Raw genomic sequence first — 22144 nt, forward strand, 5'->3', positions numbered from 1 at the left:
GGAGACGGCTCCGGAGGGCTGCGTGCCGAGCGGTGAACGGATCACCGCGGAAGGAACGACATGGACGAGCGTTGGATCAAGCATTTCCACCCCGCGCCCGAGGCTCCGGCGCGGGTCATTGTGCTGCCGCACGCCGGAGGCGCGGCGAGCGGCTACTTCAAGCTGTCGGCCGCGCTGCACCCGGCGCTCGACGCCCTCACCGTGCAGTACCCGGGCCGTCAGGAACGCCGGCACGAGCCGCCGCTGACGGACGTGCGCCTGCTGGCCGCCGGCATCGCCGGCGCGCTGCCCCCGGATGAGCGGCCCACGCTGGTGTTCGGGCACAGCATGGGCGCGCTGGTCGCGTTCGAGCTGGCGCTGCTGCTGGAACGGCGCGGCGCGGCACCCCACGCGCTGATCGCCTCGGGCCGGCGTGCCCCGTCCACCTACCGGGACGAATGGGTGCATCGGCGGGACGCGGCCGGGGTGGCGGAGGAGCTGCGCAGGCTCAACGGCACCGACCCGGTGTTCCTGCAGGATCCCGAGCTGTTCGAGATGGTGCTGCCGGCGTTGCGGGCCGACTATGAGGCGGTGGAGACGTACGAGTGTGCGGAGGGTGCCGCCGTTTCCTGTCCGCTTGTGGTGTTCGTGGGGGACGACGATCCGAAGACCACGGTGGATGAGGCGCGGGCCTGGGAGCGGAACACGACCGGTCCGTTCGATCTGCGGGTCTTTCCCGGTGGGCACTTCTACCTGGAGGATCAGGTGAACGAGGTCTCTGACGCGCTCGTCGCGCTGGCCACGTGAGCCCGCGTGTCACCCGCACGTCTCCGATAGCCAGTCCTCGATCGCGGCGGCGGTCTGCCGGGCCTCGGACTCCAGCATGCTGAAGTGGTCGGCGGTGACATCGCGCACCGCCGTACCCGGCGTGATGACGGGATGCCAGCCCGCGCCGGCCGCCGCCCCCGTGCCCTGGGACGTCGCCACGTCTTGGACGGCGCGCACGTACAGGGTCGGCGCGGCGAGCTCGGCGGGCCGCCACTGCGCGAGCAGGGCCGCGTACCAGCCCATCGCGGACAGCCGGGCGGCGGTGAACGGCCCGAACACCGCCTCCCTGTCGAGCAGGCCGCCCACGATCGACGACCAGACGGCGGGGCTCTCCCCCGGCTGGGGGACGTGCGTGTCGAGCAGGATCACCGCGGACGGCCCCTGCCCGGCCTCCGTCATCGCGGCGGCGAGCGCGTGCGCGAACACCCCGCCGGCGGAATAGCCGACCAGCGCGTACGGCTCCCCGTCCGCCGTGACCGCCTGGGCCAGGCCGTGCACGAGGGCGTCCAGCGAGGCCGGCAGGCTCTCCTCGCGGACGAAGCCGGGGATCGGCAGCACGGCGAGGTCGCGCACGTCGCGGAACTCGGCGGCCAGCGGCCCGAACTGGTGCGGCCCGCCGAAGGCCATCGGCGAGTTCAGGCAGAACAGCCGCGGGCGGCGCGCTCCCGTGGCCAGCACCACCGGGGTGCGGGCCGGGGCGTCGGCCACGTCGTAGCGGGGGCGGACGGCGGCGGCCGCGTGCAGCAGCGCCATGCCCTGCTCGATCTTCCCGGCGGCGGCCGCCTCGCGGAACAGGCCGCTCAGCGTCTCCGCCGCGCTCGGCACGTCCTGCGTCACCGGGTCGTCCGTGGCCGGTGCGGGGGCGATCTCCTCGGCCAGCAGACCGGCCAGGGCGCTGACCGACGGGTAGTCGAACGCGGCGGTGGCGGGCAGCCGGACGCCGGTGTCGGAGGCGAGCACGTTGCGCAGTTCCATGGCGGCCAGGGAGTCCAGGCCCAGCCCGACCAGGTCCGCGTCCGGCTCGACGGGCGCCGGGTCGGCGTGGCCGAGCACCTGGGCGGCGCGCCTGCGTACCAGGTCGATCAGCCGCTCGCGCCGTTCCTCCGGGCTGAGCGCGGCCAGCGGCTCGCGCTCGTTCTCCCGGGCCGCCGCCGCGCGCCGCACGGCTGGTGCCAGCTCCTGGAGCAGAGACGGCACGCCGTCCGTACGGGCGCGCAGGGCGGCCGGATCGAGCCTGATCGGCGCCAGCACGGCGGTGTCCGACCGGCGGGCCGCGTCGAACAGCGCCAGCGCCGCGTCCACCGGCAGCGGCAGCATGCCCCAGCGGCGGATGCGGGCCAGGTCGTCCTCGCGCAGCTCGGTCTGCATGCCCGCGTCGCCGCCCCACAGGCCCCAGGCCAGCGTGCGCGCCGGCAGTCCGGCGGCCCGGCGGTGTTCGGCGAGCGCGTTGAGTAAGGCGTTGGCGGCCGCGTAGTTGCCCTGGCCTGGGCTGTCCACCAGCGACGCCGAGGAGGAGAACAGCACGAACTCGGCCAGGTCGTGCTTCTGGGTGAGCTCGTGCAGATGCCAGGCGGCGTCCGCTTTGGGGGCCGCAACCCGGTCGAGCAGGTCGGGGGTGAGGTCTTCGATGACGGCGTTGGCGCTGACGCCCGCCGTGTGGACGACGGCGCGCAGGGGGTGGGCGTCGGGGATCTGCTCCAGCAGGGCGGCGAGGGCGTCGCGGTCGGCCACGTCGCAGGCGGCGATCGTCACCTCGGCGCCCAGCCCGGCCAGCTCGTCACGGAGGTCGGTGGCTCCTGGGGCGTCCTGGCCGCGGCGGGAGACCAGGAGCAGATGGCGTACGCCGTGCTGGGTGACCAGGTGCCTGGCCATGAGGGCGCCCAGGCCGCCGGTGCCGCCCGTGATCAGAGTGGTTCCGTCCACCGGCCAGGCGGGGGCGGGATCCTCGGTGAGGCGGGCGCGGTCGAGTCTCGGGGCCCATGCCTGGTTCTCACGGAGTGCGATCTGGGGCTCCCCGGTCTTGAGCAGGGCGGCCTGTGCGGCGGTGTCGAGGTCTTGGGCAGGGGCCAGGTCGATGAGGGTGATGCGGCCGGGGTCCTCCGCTTGGGCGGCGCGTACCAGGCCCCAGACCGCCGCCTGTGCCGGGTCGGGCGTCTCATCGTCCGTTACGGCGACCGCGCCGCGCGTGATGACCGCCACCGGGCGGGTGTCGCCCTCCGACGACCAGCTCTGCAGCTCGGCCAGCACCTTTCCGACGGTCTGTCGCACCCGGGTCGGCAGATCGCCGTTCGGTGTCGCCGCTGAAGCGTCCAGCACTCGGATTCCGTTCGCGGGCGCTTTGTCGTTGCCTGTGGCGAGGGGCCGCCAGGCCAGCTCATACAGCCAGCGCGTTCCGGTCGCGCTGGTCAGCTGGGTTTGTGCCAGCGGGCGGGACGTCAGCGCCTCGACCGACACCACCGGGCCGCCTGCCGGGTCCGCGATGTCCAGGCGGGTGACCGCCTCGCCGTCCAACCGGCGGAGTCTGACGCGCAGCGACGACGCGCCCGATGCGTGCAGGGCCACGCCGCGCCAGTTGAACGGGATCAGCGGGCCGTCGTTGTCGTCCCCCGCCCCGCCGTCTGCCTCGGCTTCCAGTCCTGCGAGCATGCCCACGTGCATGGCCGCGTCGAGCAGCGCGGGGTGCACGCCGTACCCGGCCGGGCCGGCTTCGTCCTCTGGCAGCGACACCTCCGCGTACAGGTCGTCACCGTGTTTCCAGGCGCGGGTCAGCGCTTGGAAGGATGGGCCGTAGCCGTAGCCGTGGTCGATGAGGCGGTCGTAGAGGCCGGTGGCGTCGAGCGGCTGGGCGCCTGCCGGCGGCCATGCCTGCCGCAGCTCACCCGGCACGCCGGACGTCGCGGCTGCGGAGGTAAGGGCGCCGGTGGCGTGCTGCGTCCACTCGCCGTCGTCTTCCGGCTTGGAGTGGATGGCGATGTGGTGCCGGCCGTCCTCGTCGGGGGCGGTCACCGTGATGCGGAGGATGGCGCCGCCGGTGGTGTCGTCCTGGCCTGTGGCCGTGTCGGGGATGGACAGGGGTGCGTGCAGGGTGAGCTCGTCGATGAGCGGGCAGCCGAGCAGTTCCCCGGCGCGCAGCGCCAGCTCGACGAACGCGGTGCCGGGCAGGATCGGGGTGCCGTTGATCACGTGGTCCGTCAGCCATGGCTGGGCCGTCGCCGACAGGCGGCCGGTCAGGATCGCGCCGCCGTCGGGCTGCTCCACCACCGCGCCCAGGATCGGGTGATCGACGGCTGTCTGGCCGAGCGCGGCCGGGTCGCCTGCCGAATCGAGCTGCAGCCAGTAGCGGCGGTGCTCGAAGGGGTAGGTGGGCAGGTCCGGGTGGCCGAGGCGGGCGCCTCCTGGGGTGTTCCAGGCGGGCCAGGCCGTCCAGTCCAGGTCGGTGCCGCTGGTCCAGGCCTGGCCGAGGCCGGTGATGAGGTGAGCGCTCTCATCGCGGTCGCGCCGCAGCAGCGCCACCACCTGCGAGGCCGGCTCCTCGTGCTGGGTGAGGGTCTGTTCGATCATGGGGGTGAGCTGGGCGTCGGGGCCTGCTTCGATGAAGCAGATGACGCCTTGCTCGTGCAGGGTGGTGACGCTGTCGGCGAAGCGGACCGGGCGGCGTACGTGCTCCACCCAGTACGCGGGTTCGGTGATCTCTTCGCCTGCCGGCTTGCCGGAGACATTGGAGATGAGCGCCAGTTGCGGGCGGCGCAGTGTCAGCCCGGCGACGACCTGTTCGAACTCGGCCAGCATCGGCTCCATCAACGGCGAGTGGAACGCATGCGACACCCGCAGCGGGCGGGTCCGATGCCCCCGCTCGCGCGCCCATTCGACGATGTGGTTGACCTGGTCGGTGGCGCCGGAGATCACGACCGCGCCGGGTGCGTTGATCGCCGCTACTGCTACTTGGTCGTGGTCGGCCAGGGCGGGGGCGATCTGGTCCTCGCTACAGCCGATGGCCGCCATCGCGCCACCGGAGGGCAGCGCCTGCATGAGCCGCCCGCGAGCGGCCACCAGACGGCACGCATCCGCCAGATCCAGCACCCCGGCGACGTGAGCGGCGGTGATCTCACCCAGCGAGTGCCCGGCCACGAAGTCCGGCCGCACACCGAACGACTCCAGCAGCCGGAACAGCGCCGTCTCGAAAGCGAACAGCCCGGCCTGCGCGAACACCGTCTGATCCAGCACCCCGTCAGGGGCCGAGTCGCCGAGGATGATGTCGCGCACGCTCAGCCCACCGGCCAGCCCGGCTACGACATCCGCTCCGGCGAGTTCGGCTTGCAGCAGCTCGCAGGCTTCGTCGAAGGCTCGGGCGAAGACCGGGAACGCCGCATACAGCTCCCGCCCCATCCCCGACCGCTGAGCACCCTGGCCCGAGAACACCACAGCCAAACGCCCCGCCCGCGCCCGACCCTGAACTCCAGAGGACGCCTCCGGCTCGCCAGCGGCCAAGGCTCGCAGCCCGGCCAGCAGGTCGTCCCGGCTCGTTGACGGCAGCACCGCCCGATACTCCAGCGCGGCCCTGCGAGCCAGCCCAGCAGCGACCTCTACCGGTTGCGCCTTCTCGTGCTCAGCCACGAAGGCGCCCAGCCGGTCGGCCTGAGCCCGCAGAGCAGCCTCGGTCTTGGCCGACACCATGACCGGCACAACGGAGCCGGTGGTGCCGTTCGTTGCAGCCGGTTCGCCTACACCGGCCGGTGCTTCCTCTGCGGGTGGTTCCTCGATGATGACGTGGGCGTTCGTGCCGGAGATGCCGAACGACGACACGCCTGCCCGGCGCGGCCGATCCGGGTTCTTCGGCCAGGGGCGAGGTTCGGTCAGCAACTCGACCGCCCCGGCGGACCAGTCCACCTTCGACGACGGGGCGTCCACGTGCAGGGTCTTGGGCAGCAGCTCGTGCCGCATCGCGAGGATCATCTTGATGATCCCGGCCACGCCGGCGGCCGCCTGGGTGTGGCCCAGGTTCGACTTCACCGACCCCAGCCACAACGGCTCCTGCCGACCCTGACCGTAGGTGGCCAGCAACGCCTGCGCCTCGATCGGGTCGCCCAGCGAAGTGCCGGTGCCGTGCGCTTCAACCACATCGACATCACTTGGTGCAAGACCGGCCGCCGCCAGCGCCTGGGCGATGACTCGTTCCTGGGAGGGCCCGTTAGGGGCGGTCATGCCGTTGGAGGCGCCATCCTGGTTGACCGCGCTCCCCCGCACGACAGCCAGCACCCGGTGGCCGCGACGGCGAGCGTCCGACAGCCGTTCGACCACCAGGACGCCCACACCCTCGCCCCAGCCGACACCATCGGCCGCCTCAGCGAAAGACTTGCACCGCCCATCAGCCGCCAGGCCGCGCTGCCGGGAGAACTCCACGAACGCATCCGGCGTGGCCATCACCGTCACCCCACCCGCCAGCGCCAGATCGCACTCACCATTACGCAGCGCCTGCGCGGCGAGATGGAGCGCCACGAGCGAGGACGAGCACGCGGTGTCCACCGACACCGCAGGCCCCTCCAGACCGAACGTGTAAGCCACCCGGCCCGAAATCGTGGCACCACCGGTCCCCGAAGGCGCGTAATCGTGGTACATCACACCCGCGAAAACACCGGCACTGCTGCCTTTCAGCGAGGTCGGATCGATCCCAGCACCTTCCAGCCCGGCCCAGCACACCTCGAGAAACTGCCGCTCCTGCGGGTCCATCTCCGCAGCCTCACGCGGACTGATCCCGAAGAACGCCGGATCGAACTCCGCCGCCCCATACAGGAACCCACCCTCCCGCGCATACGTACGCCCCGGCCTGCCCGGCTCAGGATCGTACAAACCGGCGACATCCCAACCCCGATCGCCCGGGAAACCACCCACGGCATCCACACCGCCCACCAGCAACCGCCACAACTCCCCCGGGCCATCAACCCCACCCGGATAACGACACGCCATCCCCACGATCGCGATCGGCTCCCGAGCGCGGGCCGTGAGCGCGCGGTTCTGCTGGCGCAGCTTGGCCGTCTCACGGAGAGAAGCGCGCAGTGCCTCGACGAGCTTGCCCTCGTTCTCCGCCATCTCTTCAGCCCTCCTCGGTCTCGTCATCCGGCTGCCCGTCGTGCAGCGCCATCCTGATCAGGCTTTCCGCGTCCAGCTCGTCGATGGCGTCGAGGTCCTCCATCTCGTCGGGAGGTGCGGTTCCGTTCGTACCTGCCGGGGTCACTCCGGCGAGTTCCAGCAGGCTGTCCAGCAGTCCGGCGGCGCGCAGCTTCGCCAGCGGCACGGTCTGCAGCGCCCTGCGGATCGCCGCCTCGTCGTGGCCGTTGCTCTCGGGGTCAGGCATCGGCGCGATCTGCTTGAGCACGTAGTCGGCGACGGCTCGGACCGACGGGTGATCGAACACCAGCGTGGTCGGCAGCCGGAGCCCCAGCGCCGCGCCGAGCCCGTTCCGCAGCTCGACCGCGGCGAGCGAGTCGACCCCCAGCTCTTGGAACGCCTGGTCCACGGGTACGGACGCGGGTGAGTCGTGGCCGAGTACTGCGGCTGCTCGGGCGCGTACGAGTTCGATGACCGCCGTCCGGCGTTCGGTCTCCGACAGCTCGGCCAGCCGATCGGCGAACGAGCCCGCACCGGCCGCGACCTCCGCCGTGGCCCTGCGGCGTACCGGGACCAGCTCGCGCAGCAAAGCCGGCAACCGGTCCGCCCCGGCACGCAAGGCACTGACCGACCAGCCGGCCGCCACCACGACCCCGCTACGGCCCTCACCCACCAGCCGATCCAGCACCGCCAAGCCCACATCAGCCGTAACCGGGATCAGCCCCTCACGCAACATGCGCTCCCGATCCCGATCCGACAGCCGACCAGCCATGCCCTCCTCGGCGTCCCACACACCCCACGCCACCGACACACCCGGCAACCCAGCACGCACACGATCGACGACCAGCGCATCCACCGCCGCGTTCGCAGCCGCGTAATTACCCTGACCCGCCGCACCCAACGTCCCCGCCAGCGACGAGAACACCACGAACCGGGCCACCTGACCGTCGCGCGTCAACTCATGCAGATGCCACAACGCATCCACCTTCGGCCGCAGCACCCGCTCCACACGCTCAGCCGACAGCGACGACATCACACCGTCGTCCACGACACCCGCCGTATGCACCACCGCGCACAGCGGCCGGTCGTCGGGGATCTGCTTGAGCGCACCGGCCAGGGCGTCCCGGTCCGCGACGTCGCAGGCGGCGATCGTCACCTCGGCGCCCTTGCCGACCAGCTCGTCGCGGAGGTCGGCGGCTCCTGGGGCGTCCAGGCCCCGGCGTGAGACCAGCAGCAGATTGCGTACGCCATGCTCGGAGACCAGGTGTCTGGCCACCACGGCGCCCAGACCACCTGTGCCGCCGGTGATCAGCGTCGTCCCATCGACCGGCCACACGGCGTCGGTCGTATCGATGGATGCTTCGGTGGATGTGGCGTGCGTCATGCGGGACACCCACAGTCGGCCGTGGCGCAGCGCGACCTCCGGCTCGCCGGACGCCAGTGCGGCGCGCACGTCGGCCGTGAGGAGGTTGTCGTCGCCGGCCGATGCTCCGTTCTTGCTGAGAGCGTTCGGAGCGAGGTCGATGAGGGTGATGCGGCCGGGGTCTTCGGCTTGGGCGGCGCGTACCAGGCCCCAGACCGCCGCCTGTGCCGGGTCCGGCGTTTCGTCGTCCGTTACGGCGACCGCGCCGCGCGTGATGACTGCCACCGGGCGCGTGTCGCCCTCCGACGACCAGCTCTGCAGACCGGCCAGCACCTCCCCGACGGTCTGGCGTACGCGTGCGGGCACATCGCCGCCGGTCGTCGCCGAGGACGCGGCGTCCAGCACCCGCACCCCGCCCGCGGACGTGCTCTCGTCGGTTGTGGTGAGGGGCCGCCAGGCCACCTCGTACAGCCAGCGCGTCCCGGCCGTACCGGTCAGCCGGCCCGCAGGGAGCGGGCGTGCGGTCAGCTCCTCGACCGACACCACCGGGCCGCCTGCCGGATCCACGATGTCCAGGCGGGTGACCGCCTCGCCGTCCAACCTGCGCAACCTGACGCGCAGCGACGACGCGCCCGACGCGTGCAAGGTCACGCCGCGCCAGTTGAACGGGATCAGCGGGCCCTCGTTCCGGACCTCCGCTCCGCTGTCCGGCCCGGCGAGCATGCCCACGTGCATCGCCGCGTCGAGCAGCGCGGGGTGCACGCCGTACCCGGTCGGGTCGGCCTCGTCCGCCGGCAGCGACACCTCGGCGAAGAGGTCGTCGCCACGCTTCCACGCGCCGGTGAGCCCCTGGAAGGCGGGCCCGTAGCCGTAGCCGTGGTCGATGAGGCTGTCGTACAGGCCGGTGGTGTCCAGCCGCTCGGCGCCCGCAGGTGGCCAGACCTGCCGCAGCTCCTCCGACACGTCGGGCGGCACGGCGGCCGGGGTGGCGCTGAGCGTGCCACTGGCGTGCTCGGTCCAGCTTCCGCCGTCGTCCCGGGAGTGGATGCCGATCTGGTGACGTCCGTCCTCGTCGGGAGGGCTCACGATGACCTGGAGGGTGATGCCGTTGGCGGTGTCGGGGACGGGCAGGGGTGCGTGCAGGGTGAGCTCGTCGATGACCGTGCAGCCGATCAGCTCACCGGCCCGCAGCGCCAGCTCGACGAACGCGGTGCCGGGCAGGATCGGGGTGCCGTTGATGGCGTGATCGGCCAGCCACGGCTGGGCCGTCGCTGACAGACGTCCGGTCAGGATGGCCCCGCCGTCGGGCTGCTCCACCACCGCACCCAGGATCGGATGGTCGGCCACCCCCAGGCCCAGCGCGGCCGGGTCGCCCGTCGGGGTCGAGTGCAGCCAGTAACGCCGGTGCTCGAAGGGGTAGGTGGGCAGGTCCGGGTGGCCGAAGCCAGCGCCTCCTGGGGTGTTCCAGGCGGGCCAAGCGGTCCAGTTGAGGTTGACGCCTGACGTCCAGGCTCGGCTCAGTCCGGCGACCAGCTGAGCGGTCTCGTCCCGGTCGCGCCGCAGCAGCGCGATCACCGAGGCGGGCTCGGCACGGCTGTCGTCGGCTTGGTCGGGAGCCGAGCTTTCATGCGACGCCAAGGTCTGCTCGACCATGGGGGTGAGCTGGGCGTCGGGGCCCGCCTCGATGAAGCAGGTGACGCCTTGCTCGTGCAGGGTGGTGACGCTGTCGGCGAAGCGGACCGGGCGGCGTACGTGCTCCACCCAGTACGCGGGCTCGGTGATCTCTTCGCCTGCCGGCTTGCCGGAGACATTGGAGATGAGCGCCAGCTCCGGGCGTCGCAGTGTCAGCCCGGCGACGACCTGTTCGAACTCGGCCAGCATCGGCTCCATCAACGGCGAGTGGAACGCATGCGACACCCGCAGCGGGCGGGTCCGATGCCCCTGCTCACGCGCCCACTCGACGATCTCGGTGACCTGAGCGGCGGCACCGGAGATCACGACCGCGCCCGGCGCGTTCACCGCGGCGATGGCCACCTGATCGTAACGAGCCAGCACGGAGGCGATCTCGTCCTCGCCGCAGCCGATCGCGGCCATCGCACCACCGGACGGCAACGCCTGCATCAACCGCCCACGGGCGGCCACCAGACGGCACGCATCCGCCAGATCCAGCACCCCGGCGACGTGTGCAGCGGTGATCTCACCCAGCGAGTGCCCGGCCACGAAGTCCGGCCGCACACCCAACGACTCCAGCAGCCGGAACAGCGCCGTCTCGAAAGCGAACAACCCGGCCTGCGCGAACACCGTCTGATCCAGCACCCCGTCAGGGGCCGAATCGCCGAGGATGATGTCGCGCACGCTCAGCCCACCGGCCAGCCCGGCTACGACATCCGCTCCGGCGAGTTCTGCTTGCAGCAGCTCGCAGGCTTCGTCGAAAGCGCGAGCGAAGACCGGGAACGCCGCATACAGCTCCCGCCCCATCCCCGAACGCTGAGCACCCTGGCCCGAGAACACCACGGCCAAACGGCCCGCCCGCGCCCGACCCTGAACCCCAGAGGACGCCCCCAGCTCGCCGCCAGCCAAAGCGCGCAGCCCGGCCAGCAGACCATCCCGATCCGACACCGGCAGCACCGCCCGGTGCTCCAAAGCAGCCCGGCGCGACAGCCCACCCGCCACCTCCAGCGGTTGCGCCTCCTGATGCTCGGCCACGAAAACCGCCAATCGGTCGGCATGGGCCCGCAGCGCAGCCTCGCTCCTGGCCGAGACCATCACGGGCACCGGCAGCGAGGCGGACTCGGCTGCGTCCTCGGGCGCTGCGGCTGTGCTGCCGTCCTGGCTGACGTCTTGCCCGTCTGACGGTCGACCGGTGAGCTGACGGAGTGGCTCTTCTTCGACCGGGGGTTCTTCGAGGATGATGTGGGCGTTCGTGCCGGAGATGCCGAACGACGACACGCCCGCGCGGCGCGGCCGGTCCGCGTGCTTCGGCCAAGGCTTGGGCTCGGTCAGCAACTCGACCGCCCCGCTGGACCAGTCCACCTTCGACGACGGCGCGTCCACGTGCAGGGTCTTGGGCAGCAGCTCGTGCCGCATCGCGAGGATCATCTTGATGATCCCGGCCACGCCGGCGGCCGCCTGGGTGTGACCCAGGTTCGACTTCACCGACCCCAGCCACAACGGCTCCTGCCGACCCTGACCGTAGGTGGCCAGCAACGCCTGGGCCTCGATCGGGTCGCCCAGCGCGGTACCGGTGCCATGGCCTTCGACCACGTCCACCTGATCCGGCTTGATCCCGGCCGACGCCAGCGCCTGAGCGATGACCCGCTCCTGGGAGGGCCCGTTAGGGGCGGTCATGCCGTTGGAGGCGCCATCCTGGTTGACGGCACTCCCCCGCACGACGGCCAGCACGCGATGCCCGCGACGGCGAGCGTCCGACAGCCGTTCGACCACCAGGACGCCCACACCCTCGCCCCAGCCGACACCATCGGCCGCCTCAGCGAAAGACTTGCACCGCCCATCAGCCGCCAGGCCGCGTTGCCGGGAGAACTCCACGAACGCGTCCGGCGTGGCCATCACCGTCACCCCACCCGCCAGCGCCAGATCGCACTCACCATTACGCAGCGCCTGCGCGGCCAGGTGCAAGGCCACCAGCGAGGACGAGCACGCGGTGTCCACCGACACCGCAGGCCCCTCCAGACCGAACGTGTAAGCCACCCGGCCCGAAATCGTGGCACCACCGGTCCCCGAAGGCGCGTAATCGTGGTACATCACACCCGCGAAAACACCGGCACTGCTGCCTTTCAGCGAGGTCGGATCGATCCCAGCACCTTCCAGCCCGGCCCAGCACACCTCGAGAAACTGCCGCTCCTGCGGGTCCATCTCCGCAGCCTCACGCGGACTGATCCCGAAGAACGCCGGATCGAACTCCGCCGCCCCATACAGGAACCCACCCTCCCGCGCATACGTACGCCCCGGCCTGCCCGGCTCAGGATCGTACAAACCGGCGACATCCCAACCCCGATCGCCCGGGAAACCACCCACGGCATCCACACCGCCCACCAGCAACCGCCACAACTCCTCCGGGCCATCAACCCCACCCGGATAACGACACGCCATCCCCACGATCGCGATGGGATCGTCGGTGACCGCCGCCGTGCGCCTGACCTTTCTCTGGTCGGCCTGCCGCCCCAGGAGGCGGCCTAGGAGGAAGTCCGTGATCGCGTTCACGGACGGGTGATCGAAGATGAGCGTGGCCGGCAGGGTGAGCCCGGCCGCGCGGCCGAGCCGGTTGCGCAGTTCGACGGCCATCAGCGAGTCGACGCCCAGCTCTTGGAAGGCTCGGTCCACCGGGACCGCTTCGGCCGCGCCATAGCCCAGCACGGCGGCCGCCTGCGTACGTACGAGTTCGGTGACCGCCGTCCGGCGTTCGGTCTCCGACAGCTCGGCCAGCCGATCGGCGAACGAGCCCGCACCGGCCGCGACCTCCGCCGTGGCCCTGCGGCGTACCGGGACCAGCTCGCGCAGCAAAGCCGGCAACCTGTCCGCCCCGGCACGCAAGGCACTGACCGACCAGCCGGCCGCCACCACGACCCCGCTACGGCCCTCACCCACCAGCCGATCCAGCACCGCCAAGCCCACATCAGCCGTAACCGGGATCAGCCCCTCACGCAACATGCGCTCCCGATCCCGATCCGACAGCCGACCGGCCATGCCCTCCTCGGCGTCCCACACACCCCACGCCACCGACACACCCGGCAACCCAGCACGCACACGATCGACGACCAGCGCATCCACCGCCGCGTTCGCAGCCGCGTAATTACCCTGACCCGCCGCACCCAACGTCCCCGCCAGCGACGAGAACACCACGAACCGGGCCACCTGACCGTCGCGCGTCAACTCATGCAGATGCCACAACGCATCCACCTTCGGCCGCAGCACCCGCTCCACACGCTCAGCCGACAGCGACGACATCACACCGTCGTCCACGACACCCGCCGTATGCACCACCGCGCGCAACGGCCGGTCGTCGGGGATCTGCTTGAGCGCACCGGCCAGGGCGTCCCGGTCGGCCACGTCGCAGGCGGCGATCGTCACCTCGGCGCCGAGTCCGGCCAGCTCCTCGCGGAGGTCGGCCGCGCCGGACGCTTCCAGACCTCTCCGGGAGGCCAGCAGCAGGTGCCGTACGCCGTGCTCGGAGACCAGATGCCTGGCGACCACAGCGCCCAGACCACCCGTGCCACCGGTGATCAGCGTCGTCCCGTCCAGCGGCCAGGCCGACGTGGGTTCCTCGCCTAGGCGGGCTCGCTCCAGGCGAGGCACCCATGGCCGGTCGCCGCGGATGGCGACTTCGGGTTCGTCGCCGGGTAGGGCCGTGTTCTGCAGAGTCGTCAGGTCAAGGTCCGCGGTCCGCGCCGTCGGCTCGAGGTCGAGCAGCGTGATGCGGCCGGGGTGTTCCTGCTGGGCCGCACGTACCAGGCCCCAGACCGCGGCTCCCGCCGGGTCGGGGGTCTCTCCGTCCGCGACGGCGACCGCTCCGCGGGTGGCCACGACGATGGGGCGCTGATCGTCTTCAGCGAGCCGGGCCTGCAGCTCCGCCAGTACCGCGCCGACGCGTCGGCGTACACGGGTCGGCAGGTCATCGGGGCCGTCGCCGGTGGTGGCATCGATCACGGCCGTGCCGTCGAGCAGTGCCGGCTCTGCTGAGAATTCGGGCAGCGGTCGCCAGGCCACCTCGGTGAGCCAGCGCGCCACCGACCCCGCGGCGGGCGTCGTGCTGTCCGTCTCGGCCACCGGCCGGGACGCCACGGTCCCCACGGTGATCACCGGCTGGCCGGTGGGGTCGGCCAGGTCCAGGCGGAAGCCGCCATCCGGGTCCGGGTGCAGGCGTACGCGCAGGGCGGTGGCACCGGTGGCGTGCAGGGTGACGCCGTTCCAGTTGAACGGGATCAGCGGCGTACCCCCTGCGGTCTCGTCGCCGGCCAGGAGCGCCAGATGCGTGGCCGCGTCGAAGATGGCGGGGTGTATGCCGTAGCGGGAGGGTTGTCCGGCTTTTTCGGGGAGTGTTATGTCGGCGTAGAGGTCGTCGCCGTCTCTCCAGGCCCGGGTGAGGCCGTGGAAGGCGGGGCCGTAGCCGTAACCGTGGTCGATCAGGCGCTCATAGAGGCCGGTGGTGTCGACGGGCTCGGCGTTGGGCGGCGGCCAGGCGTGGCGCAGGTCGGCCGGAGCCACCGTGGAGGTGGCGGTCAGGGCGCCGGTGGCATGCCGGGTCCACTGCTCGGCGTCGTCCTTGGAGTGGATGGTGATCTCGCGTCGGCCGTCCTCGTCGGGGGCGGTCACGGTGACCTGGACGGCGACGTCGCCGCTGCTGTCAGGGATGGGCAGGGGCGTGTGCAGGGTCAGCTCGTCAAGGAACGGGCTGCCGACCTGGTCGCCGGCGTGCAGGGCCAGCTCGACGAAGCCGGTGCCGGGCAGGATCGGAGTGCCGTTGATGGCGTGATCGGCCAGCCACGGCTGGGCGGTCACCGACAGGCGGCCGGTCAGGATCGCGCCGCCGTCCGGCTGCTCCACGACCGCGCCCAGGATCGGATGGTCGGATGCGGCCTGGCCGACTGCCGTCGGGTCGCCGGCCGGGGCGGGCTCCAGCCAGTAGCGGCGATGCTGGAACGGGTACGTGGGCAGGTCGATGTCGCCGATGCGGACACCCAGCGGCCCGGCCTTGGTCGGCCAGACGGTCCAGTCCACATCGGTGCCGCTCGCCCAGGCTTGGCCGAGGCCGGTGATGAGGTGAGTGGTCTCGTCGCGGTCCCGGCGGATGAGGGGTACGACGGCGGGATCGGCGTCGGTGAGGGTCTGTTCGACCATGGGGGTGAGCTGGGCGTCGGGGCCTGCTTCGATGAAGCAGGTGACGCCTTGCTCGTGCAGGGTGGTGACGCTGTCGGCGAAGCGGACCGGGCGGCGTACGTGCTCCACCCAGTACGCGGGCTCGGTGATCTCTTCGCCTGCCGGCTTGCCGGAGACATTGGAGATGAGCGCCAGCTCCGGGCGTCGCAGTGTCAGCCCGGCGACGACCTGTTCGAACTCGGCCAGCATCGGCTCCATCAACGGCGAGTGGAAGGCATGCGACACCCGCAGCGGGCGGGTCCGATGCCCCTGCTCACGCGCCCACTCGACGATCTCGGTGACCTGGTCGGCGGCGCCGGAGATCACGACCGCGCCGGGTGCGTTCACCGCGGCGATGGCCACCTGATCGTAACGAGCCAGCACGGAGGCGATCTGGTCCTCGCCGCAGCCGATCGCGGCCATCGCACCACCGGCCGGCAACGCCTGCATGAGCCGCCCGCGAGCGGCCACCAGACGGCACGCATCCGCCAGATCCAGCACCCCGGCGACGTGTGCGGCGGTGATCTCACCCAGCGAGTGCCCGGCCACGAAGTCCGGCCGGATGCCGAACGACTCCAGCAGCCGGAACAAGGCGGTCTCGAAGGCGAACAGCCCGGCTTGGGCGAAGACGGTCTGGTCCAGCACCTCAGCGTCGCCGAGGATGATGTCGCGCACGCTCAGCCCACCGGCCAGCCCGGCTACGACATCCGCTCCGGCGAGTTCTGCTTGCAGCAGCTCGCAGGCTTCGTCGAAAGCGCGAGCGAAGACCGGGAACGCCGCATACAGCTCCCGCCCCATCCCCGAACGCTGAGCACCCTGGCCGGAGAACACCACGGCCAAACGGCCCGCCCGCGCCCGACCCTGAACCCCAGAGGACGCCCCCAGCTCGCCGCCAGCCAAAGCGCGCAGCCCGGCCAGCAGACCATCCCGATCCGACACCGGCAGCACCGCCCGGTGCTCCAAAGCAGCCCGGCGCGACAGCCCACCCGCCACCTCCAGCGGTTGCGCCTCCTCGTGCTCGGCCACGAAAACCGCCAATCGGTCGGCATGGGCCCGCAGCGCAGCCTCGCTCCTGGCCGACACCACCACAGGAAGTACGGCGGTGTCCTCCGTATCGGTGGAGGCGACCAGCGGACGTTCCTCTTCACTGCACGCCGTGGACGGCGGTTCCGTACCGTCGCCGACTACCGATGCCTCTTCGGCGGGCGGCTCTTCCAGGATGATGTGGGCGTTCGTACCGGAGATGCCGAAGGAGGACACGCCCGCGCGGCGCGGCCGATCGGCCTGCTTGGGCCAGGGCTTCGGCTCGGTGAGCAGCTCCACCGCTCCGGCGGACCAGTCCACCTTCGACGACGGCGCGTCCACGTGCAGCGTCCTGGGCAGCAGCTCGTGCCGCATCGCGAGGATCATCTTGATGATCCCGGCCACGCCGGCGGCCGCCTGGGTGTGACCCAGGTTCGACTTCACCGACCCCAGCCACAACGGCTCCTGCCGACCCTGGCCATAGGTGGCCAGCAACGCCTGCGCCTCGATCGGGTCACCCAGCGCCGTCCCCGTGCCATGCGCCTCGACGGCGTCCACTTCACCGGGGGTAAGCCCGGCAGCCGCCAGCGCCTGACCGATGACCCGCTCCTGCGCGGGCCCGTTGGGGGCGGTCAGACCGTTCGAGGCGCCGTCCTGGTTGACGGCGCTCCCCCGCACCACGGCCAGGACCCGGTGGCCGCGACGGCGAGCATCCGACAGCCGTTCCACGACCAGCACGCCGACGCCCTCACCCCAGCCGACACCATCGGCCGCCTCGGAGAACGCCTTGCACCGGCCGTCGGCGGCCAACCCGCGCTGCCGGGAGAACTCCACGAACGCGTCCGGCGTGGCCATCACCGTCACGCCACCGGCCAGCGCGAGATCGCACTCGCCGTTGCGGAGCGCCTGCGCGGCCAGGTGCAGAGCCACCAGGGACGACGAGCACGCGGTGTCCACCGACACCGCAGGTCCCTCCAGGCCCAGTGCGTACGCCACCCGCCCCGACACCACGCTGCCCTGCGTTCCGGTGGCCACCAGGCCCTCGGCCTCGGGTGAGGCGACCGCGCCCGAGCCGTAGTCGTTGGCCATGACCCCGGTGAACACCCCTGTGGGAGTGCCGCGCAGCCGGGACGGGTTGATGCCGGCGTGCTCCAGGGCCTCCCAGGACGCCTCCAGGATGAGCCGCTGCTGGGGATCCATCGCCACGGCTTCGCGCGGGCTGAGCGCGAAGAACTCGGGGTCGAAGTCGGCGGCGCCGGTCAGGAATCCGCCGGTACGGACGTAAGACGTGCCCGGGTGGTCGGGGTCGGGGTGGAACAGCGATGCCAGGTTCCAGCCCCGGTCGGTGGGGAAGCCGGTGATGCCGTCGCGGTCCTCGATCAGGAGCCGCCACAGCTCTTCGGGGTTGGTGACCTGGCCGGGGAAGCGGCAGGCCATGCCGACCACCGCGATCAGATCATCCTCGCGATCCCCGCTCGTCTTCACGGTGACGGTGGGGGTCGTGCGGCGCGTACCGGACAAGGTCCTGTCCAGGTGCGCCGCCAGGGCGCGAGGCGTGGGGTGATCGAAGACCAGCGTGGGCGTCAGCCGCAGCCCGGTCACCTGATGCAGCCGGTTACGCAGCTCCACGGCGGTCAGCGAGTCGAAGCCCAGGTCCTGGAACGGCCGATCCGCATCGATGGCCTGCGCACTGTCGTGCCCCAGGGTGGCCGCCGCCTGAGCGGACACCACCTCCAGCAACCGCCGCCGCCGCTGCGCCCCCGGCAAGTTCATCAGCTCCGCGACGAGCGCCGAGCCACCCGTACCGCTCTCCGCAGATGCGGAAGGCGCGGCGGCGGGCTTGCCGATGTCGGCGGCCAGCTCACGCAGCATGGGCGGCAGCTCGGGCCCGCGCCGTCCCAGCGCCACCGCGTCGAAACGAGCCGAGACCAGGAACGGCCGCCGCGACCGCACGCCGGCGTCCAGCAGCGCGACCCCTTCTTCGGTGGTCAGTGCGAACAGCCCGGCGGCGCGCATCCGCGCCTCGTCCCTGGTGCCGATGCGGCCGACCATGCCTCGCTCTTCGGCCCACGGCCCCCAGGCCAGCGACACGGTCGGCAACCCGGCCGCCGCCCGCGCCACGGCCACGGCGTCTGCGAACGCGTTAGCGGCGGCGTAGTTGCCCTGACCCGCACCGTCCACCACCCCGGCCAGCGACGAGAACACCACGAACCGCTCCAGAGCACGGTCCTGCGTCAGCTCGTGCAGATGCCACAGCGCATCGGCCTTGGGCCGCAGCACCGCATCCACACGCTCCGGCGACAACGAGGAGATCACCCCGTCATCGACCACACCCGCCGCATGCACCACCGCACACAACGGCCGATCCTCAGGAATCCCCGCCAGCAAAGCGGCGAGCGCCTCACGATCGCCCACGTCACAGGCCGCGATCGTCACCTCGGCGCCGAGCCCGGCCAGCTCCTCACGCAGCTCGACAGCGCCGGACGCGTCCGGACCCCGACGGGAAACCAGCAGCAGATGCCGTACGCCGTGCTCGGACACCAGATGCCGCGCCACCACGGCACCCAGACCACCCGTGCCGCCCGTGATCAGAGTCGTCCCGTCAACGGGCCACAAGACATCGGCATCATCACCCTGGCCGGCCTCGCCACCAGGGTTCACGGACTCGACGTGCGACAACCGGGGTGCCCACAACCCACCGCCCCGCAGCGCGACCTCCGGCTCGCCGGAGGCCAGCGCCGCACGCACGCCCTCCGCAAGGCCGCCCGCACCGCCATCGGCGGTGGCCTCGACATCGACGAGCGTGATACGTCCGGGCTCCTCAGCCTGCGCCGCACGTACCAGACCCCAGACGGCGGCCTGCGCCGGGTCCGGCACCTCGTCATCAGCGACGGCCACCGCGCCCCGGGTCACCACCACGACCGGCCGCGAGCCCCCTTCGGCCGACCAGCCCTGCAGGCCGGCGAGCGCCGTACGCAGCGCACCCCGCACCCGGTCGGGTACGTGGGCCTCCTCGGCACCAGTGACGTCGATGACGAGGGGGTCGCCACCGGTGGCGGCCGCCGGGGCCGGTTCGAGCCGCCGCCAGGCGACCTCGAACGTGGCAGGCCGGCTGGTGACACCGGACGCCCGCGCTTGCGAGCCGCCCGGCGGGAGCAGCCAGTAGTGCCTCCGCTGGAAGGCGTAGGTGGGCAGGTCGAGATGGCCGGGCCGGGCGGCGGCCAGCGAAGGCCAGGTCATCCACTTCACGCCGGCGCCGGACGTCCAGGCCCGGCCCAGCCCGGCGACGAGCTGGGCGGTCTCCTCCCGGTCGCGCCGCAGCAGGGCGACCACCGAGGCAGGCGCGTGAGCCGCATCCGCGCCGGACACGTCGGGGTCGTCGTGGTATGCGAGGGTCTGCTCGATCATGGGAGCGAGCTGGGCGTCGGGGCCGATCTCCAGGAAGCAGCGGACGCCGTTCTCGCGCAGGGTGGTGACGACGTCCGCGAACCGCACCGCCCGGTGCACGTGCTCCACCCAGTAGCCGGGCTCGGTGATCTGCGAACCGGCGAGTTGCCCGGTCACGCCCGATACGAGCGCCACAGAAGGCGAGTTGAACGTGAGCGACGCCGCCACCTGGGCGAACTCGCCCAGCATCGGCTCCATCAACGGCGAGTGGAACGCATGCGACACCCGCAGCGGGCGCGTCCGATGCCCCTGCTCGCGCGCCCACGCGACCACCTCATCGACCTGAGCGGCGGCACCGGAGACCACGACCGCGCCCGGCGCGTTCACCGCGGCGATGGCCACCTGATCATGTGCAGCCAGCACGGAGGCGATCTCGTCCTCACCGCAGCCGATCGCGGCCATCGCACCACCGGTCGGCAACGCCTGCATCAACCGCCCGCGAGCGGCCACCAGACGGCACGCATCCGCCAGATCCAGCACCCCGGCGACGTGCGCGGCGGTGATCTCACCCAGCGAGTGCCCGGCCACGAAGTCCGGCCGCACACCGAACGACTCCAGCAGCCGGAACAGCGCCGTCTCGAAAGCGAACAACCCGGCCTGCGCGAACACCGTCTGATCCAGCACCCCGTCAGGGGCCGAGTCGCCGAGGATGATGTCGCGCACGCTCAGCCCACCGGCCAGCCCGGCCACGACATCGGCACCGGCGAGCTCGGCCTGCAACAGCTCGCAAGCCTCATCGAAGGCCCGCGCGAAGACGGGAAACGCCGCATGAAGCTCCCGCCCCATCCCCGAACGCTGCGCACCCTGGCCGGAGAACACCACGGCGAGACGACCAGGCCGCACCCGGCCCACGACGCCCGAAGGCTCACCGGCCGCCAGCGAACGCAGCCCGGCCAGCAGCCCATCCCGATCCGACACCGGGAGTACGGCCCGATGCTCCAGAGCGGCCCTGCGGGTCAGCCCGACGGCCACCTCCAGCACCTCGGCCTCGGTATGCGACTCCACGAAGCCGGCCAGCCGCTCGGCCTGCGCCCGCAGCGCGGCCTCGGTCTTGGCCGACACGACCACTGGCACCGCCAGCCCGGCGGCGTCACCCGGTTCGGTCTCAGCGGGCACCTCCTCATCGGCGGACGCCTCTTCGAGGATCACGTGCGCGTTGGTGCCGCTGAACCCGAACGACGACACGCCCGCCCTGCGCAGCCGCCCCTCGGCCCGCGGCCACGGCCTGGCCTCGGTCAGCAGCTCCACCGCACCGGAAGACCAGTCCACCTTCGACGACGGCGCGTCCACGTGCAGGGTCTTCGGCAGCAGGCCGTGCCGCAGCGCCATGACCATCTTGATCACGCCGGCCACGCCCGCCGCCGCCTGCGTGTGGCCCAGGTTCGACTTCACCGACCCCAGCCACAGCGGCGTGCGCCGCCCCCGCCCGTAGGTGGCGAGCAGCGCCTGCGCCTCGATCGGGTCGCCCAGGGAGGTGCCGGTGCCGTGGGCCTCGACCGCGTCCACGTCCGCCGCCACCAGCCCGGCGGCGGCCAGCGCCTGCTGGATCACCCGCTCCTGGGAGGGGCCGTTGGGGGCGGTCAGGCCGTTGGAGGCGCCGTCCTGGTTGACGGCGCTGCCGCGGATCACGGCCAGCACGCGGTGGCCACGACGGCGGGCGTCCGAGAGCCGTTCGACGACCAGCATGCCGGCGCCCTCGCCCCAGGCGGTGCCGTCCGCCCCGTCGGCGAACGCCTTCACCCGCCCGTCGGGCGCAAGGCCCCGCTGCCGGGCGAACTCGGTGAACGTCTCGGGCGTGGACATCACGGTCACGCCGCCGACCAGCGCGAGATCGCACTCGCCGACGCGCAGCGCGTGCGCCGCGAGGTGCAGCGCCACCAGCGAGGACGAGCAGGCGGTGTCCACCGAGACCGCGGGCCCTTCCAGGCCGAGCGTGTACGCCACCCGCCCGGACACCACGCTGCCGTGCGACCCGGTGCTGAGCAGGCCCTCGGCCTCGGGCACGTCCCGGCCGTAGCCGATGGCGTAGTCGGGGGCCATCACGCCGAGATAGACGCCGGTGCGGCTGCGGCGCAGCCCCGTCGGGTCGATGCCGGCGTGCTCCAGAGCCTCCCACGAGGTCTCCAGGACGAGCCGCTGCTGCGGGTCGGTGGCGGTGGCCTCGCGCGGGCTCATGCCGAAGAAGTCGGCGTCGAACTCGCCGGAGCCGTGCAGGAACCCGCCACGGTCGACGTACGTGGTGCCGGGCCGGGTCAGCTCGGGGTCGTGGAGCGCGTCCACGTCCCAGCCGCGGTCGGTGGGGAAGCCGGAGATCCCCTCCCGGCCGTCGGCCACCAGGTTCCACAGCTCCTCCGGCGTGCTCACGCCGCCCGGGTACCTGCAGGCCATGCCGACGATCGCGATCGGCTCCCTGGCCCGTTCCGTCACGTCGCGCAGTTGCCTGCGCGTCTCCTGGAGATCCGCGGTGGCCCTGCGCAGGTAGTCGCGCAGGCGGTCATCGCCCGACATCAGTCATCTCCCCCGTCG

3 protein-coding genes are annotated in these 22144 nt (G+C 72.1%); 1 reads left to right on the forward strand and 2 read right to left on the reverse strand.

Annotation, left to right across the window (positions count from 1 at the left end):
• The first annotated feature begins 60 nt into the window (after positions 1 to 60).
• Positions 61 to 786, forward strand: a complete 726-nt coding sequence (locus ACFMQL_RS38340) for a thioesterase II family protein (RefSeq protein WP_378789683.1) — start codon at positions 61 to 63, stop codon at positions 784 to 786.
• Between the two features lie 9 nt (positions 787 to 795).
• Here ACFMQL_RS38340 and ACFMQL_RS38345 read toward each other — a convergent pair whose 3' ends face one another.
• Both ACFMQL_RS38345 and ACFMQL_RS38350 read right to left on the reverse strand, forming a co-directional pair.
• Entirely contained in the window at positions 796 to 6921 is a 6126-nt protein-coding gene (locus ACFMQL_RS38345) for an SDR family NAD(P)-dependent oxidoreductase (RefSeq protein ID WP_378789685.1), read from the reverse strand.
• Positions 6899 to 22126, reverse strand: a complete 15228-nt coding sequence (locus ACFMQL_RS38350) for an SDR family NAD(P)-dependent oxidoreductase (protein WP_378789687.1) — start codon at positions 22124 to 22126, stop codon at positions 6899 to 6901. The genes ACFMQL_RS38345 and ACFMQL_RS38350 overlap by 23 nt, the downstream gene beginning before the upstream one ends.
• Between the last annotated feature and the right edge of the window lie 18 nt (positions 22127 to 22144).

Origin of the sequence: Nonomuraea fastidiosa (assembly GCF_042751225.1) — a bacterium.
Lineage (GTDB): Bacteria > Actinomycetota > Actinomycetes > Streptosporangiales > Streptosporangiaceae > Nonomuraea > Nonomuraea fastidiosa.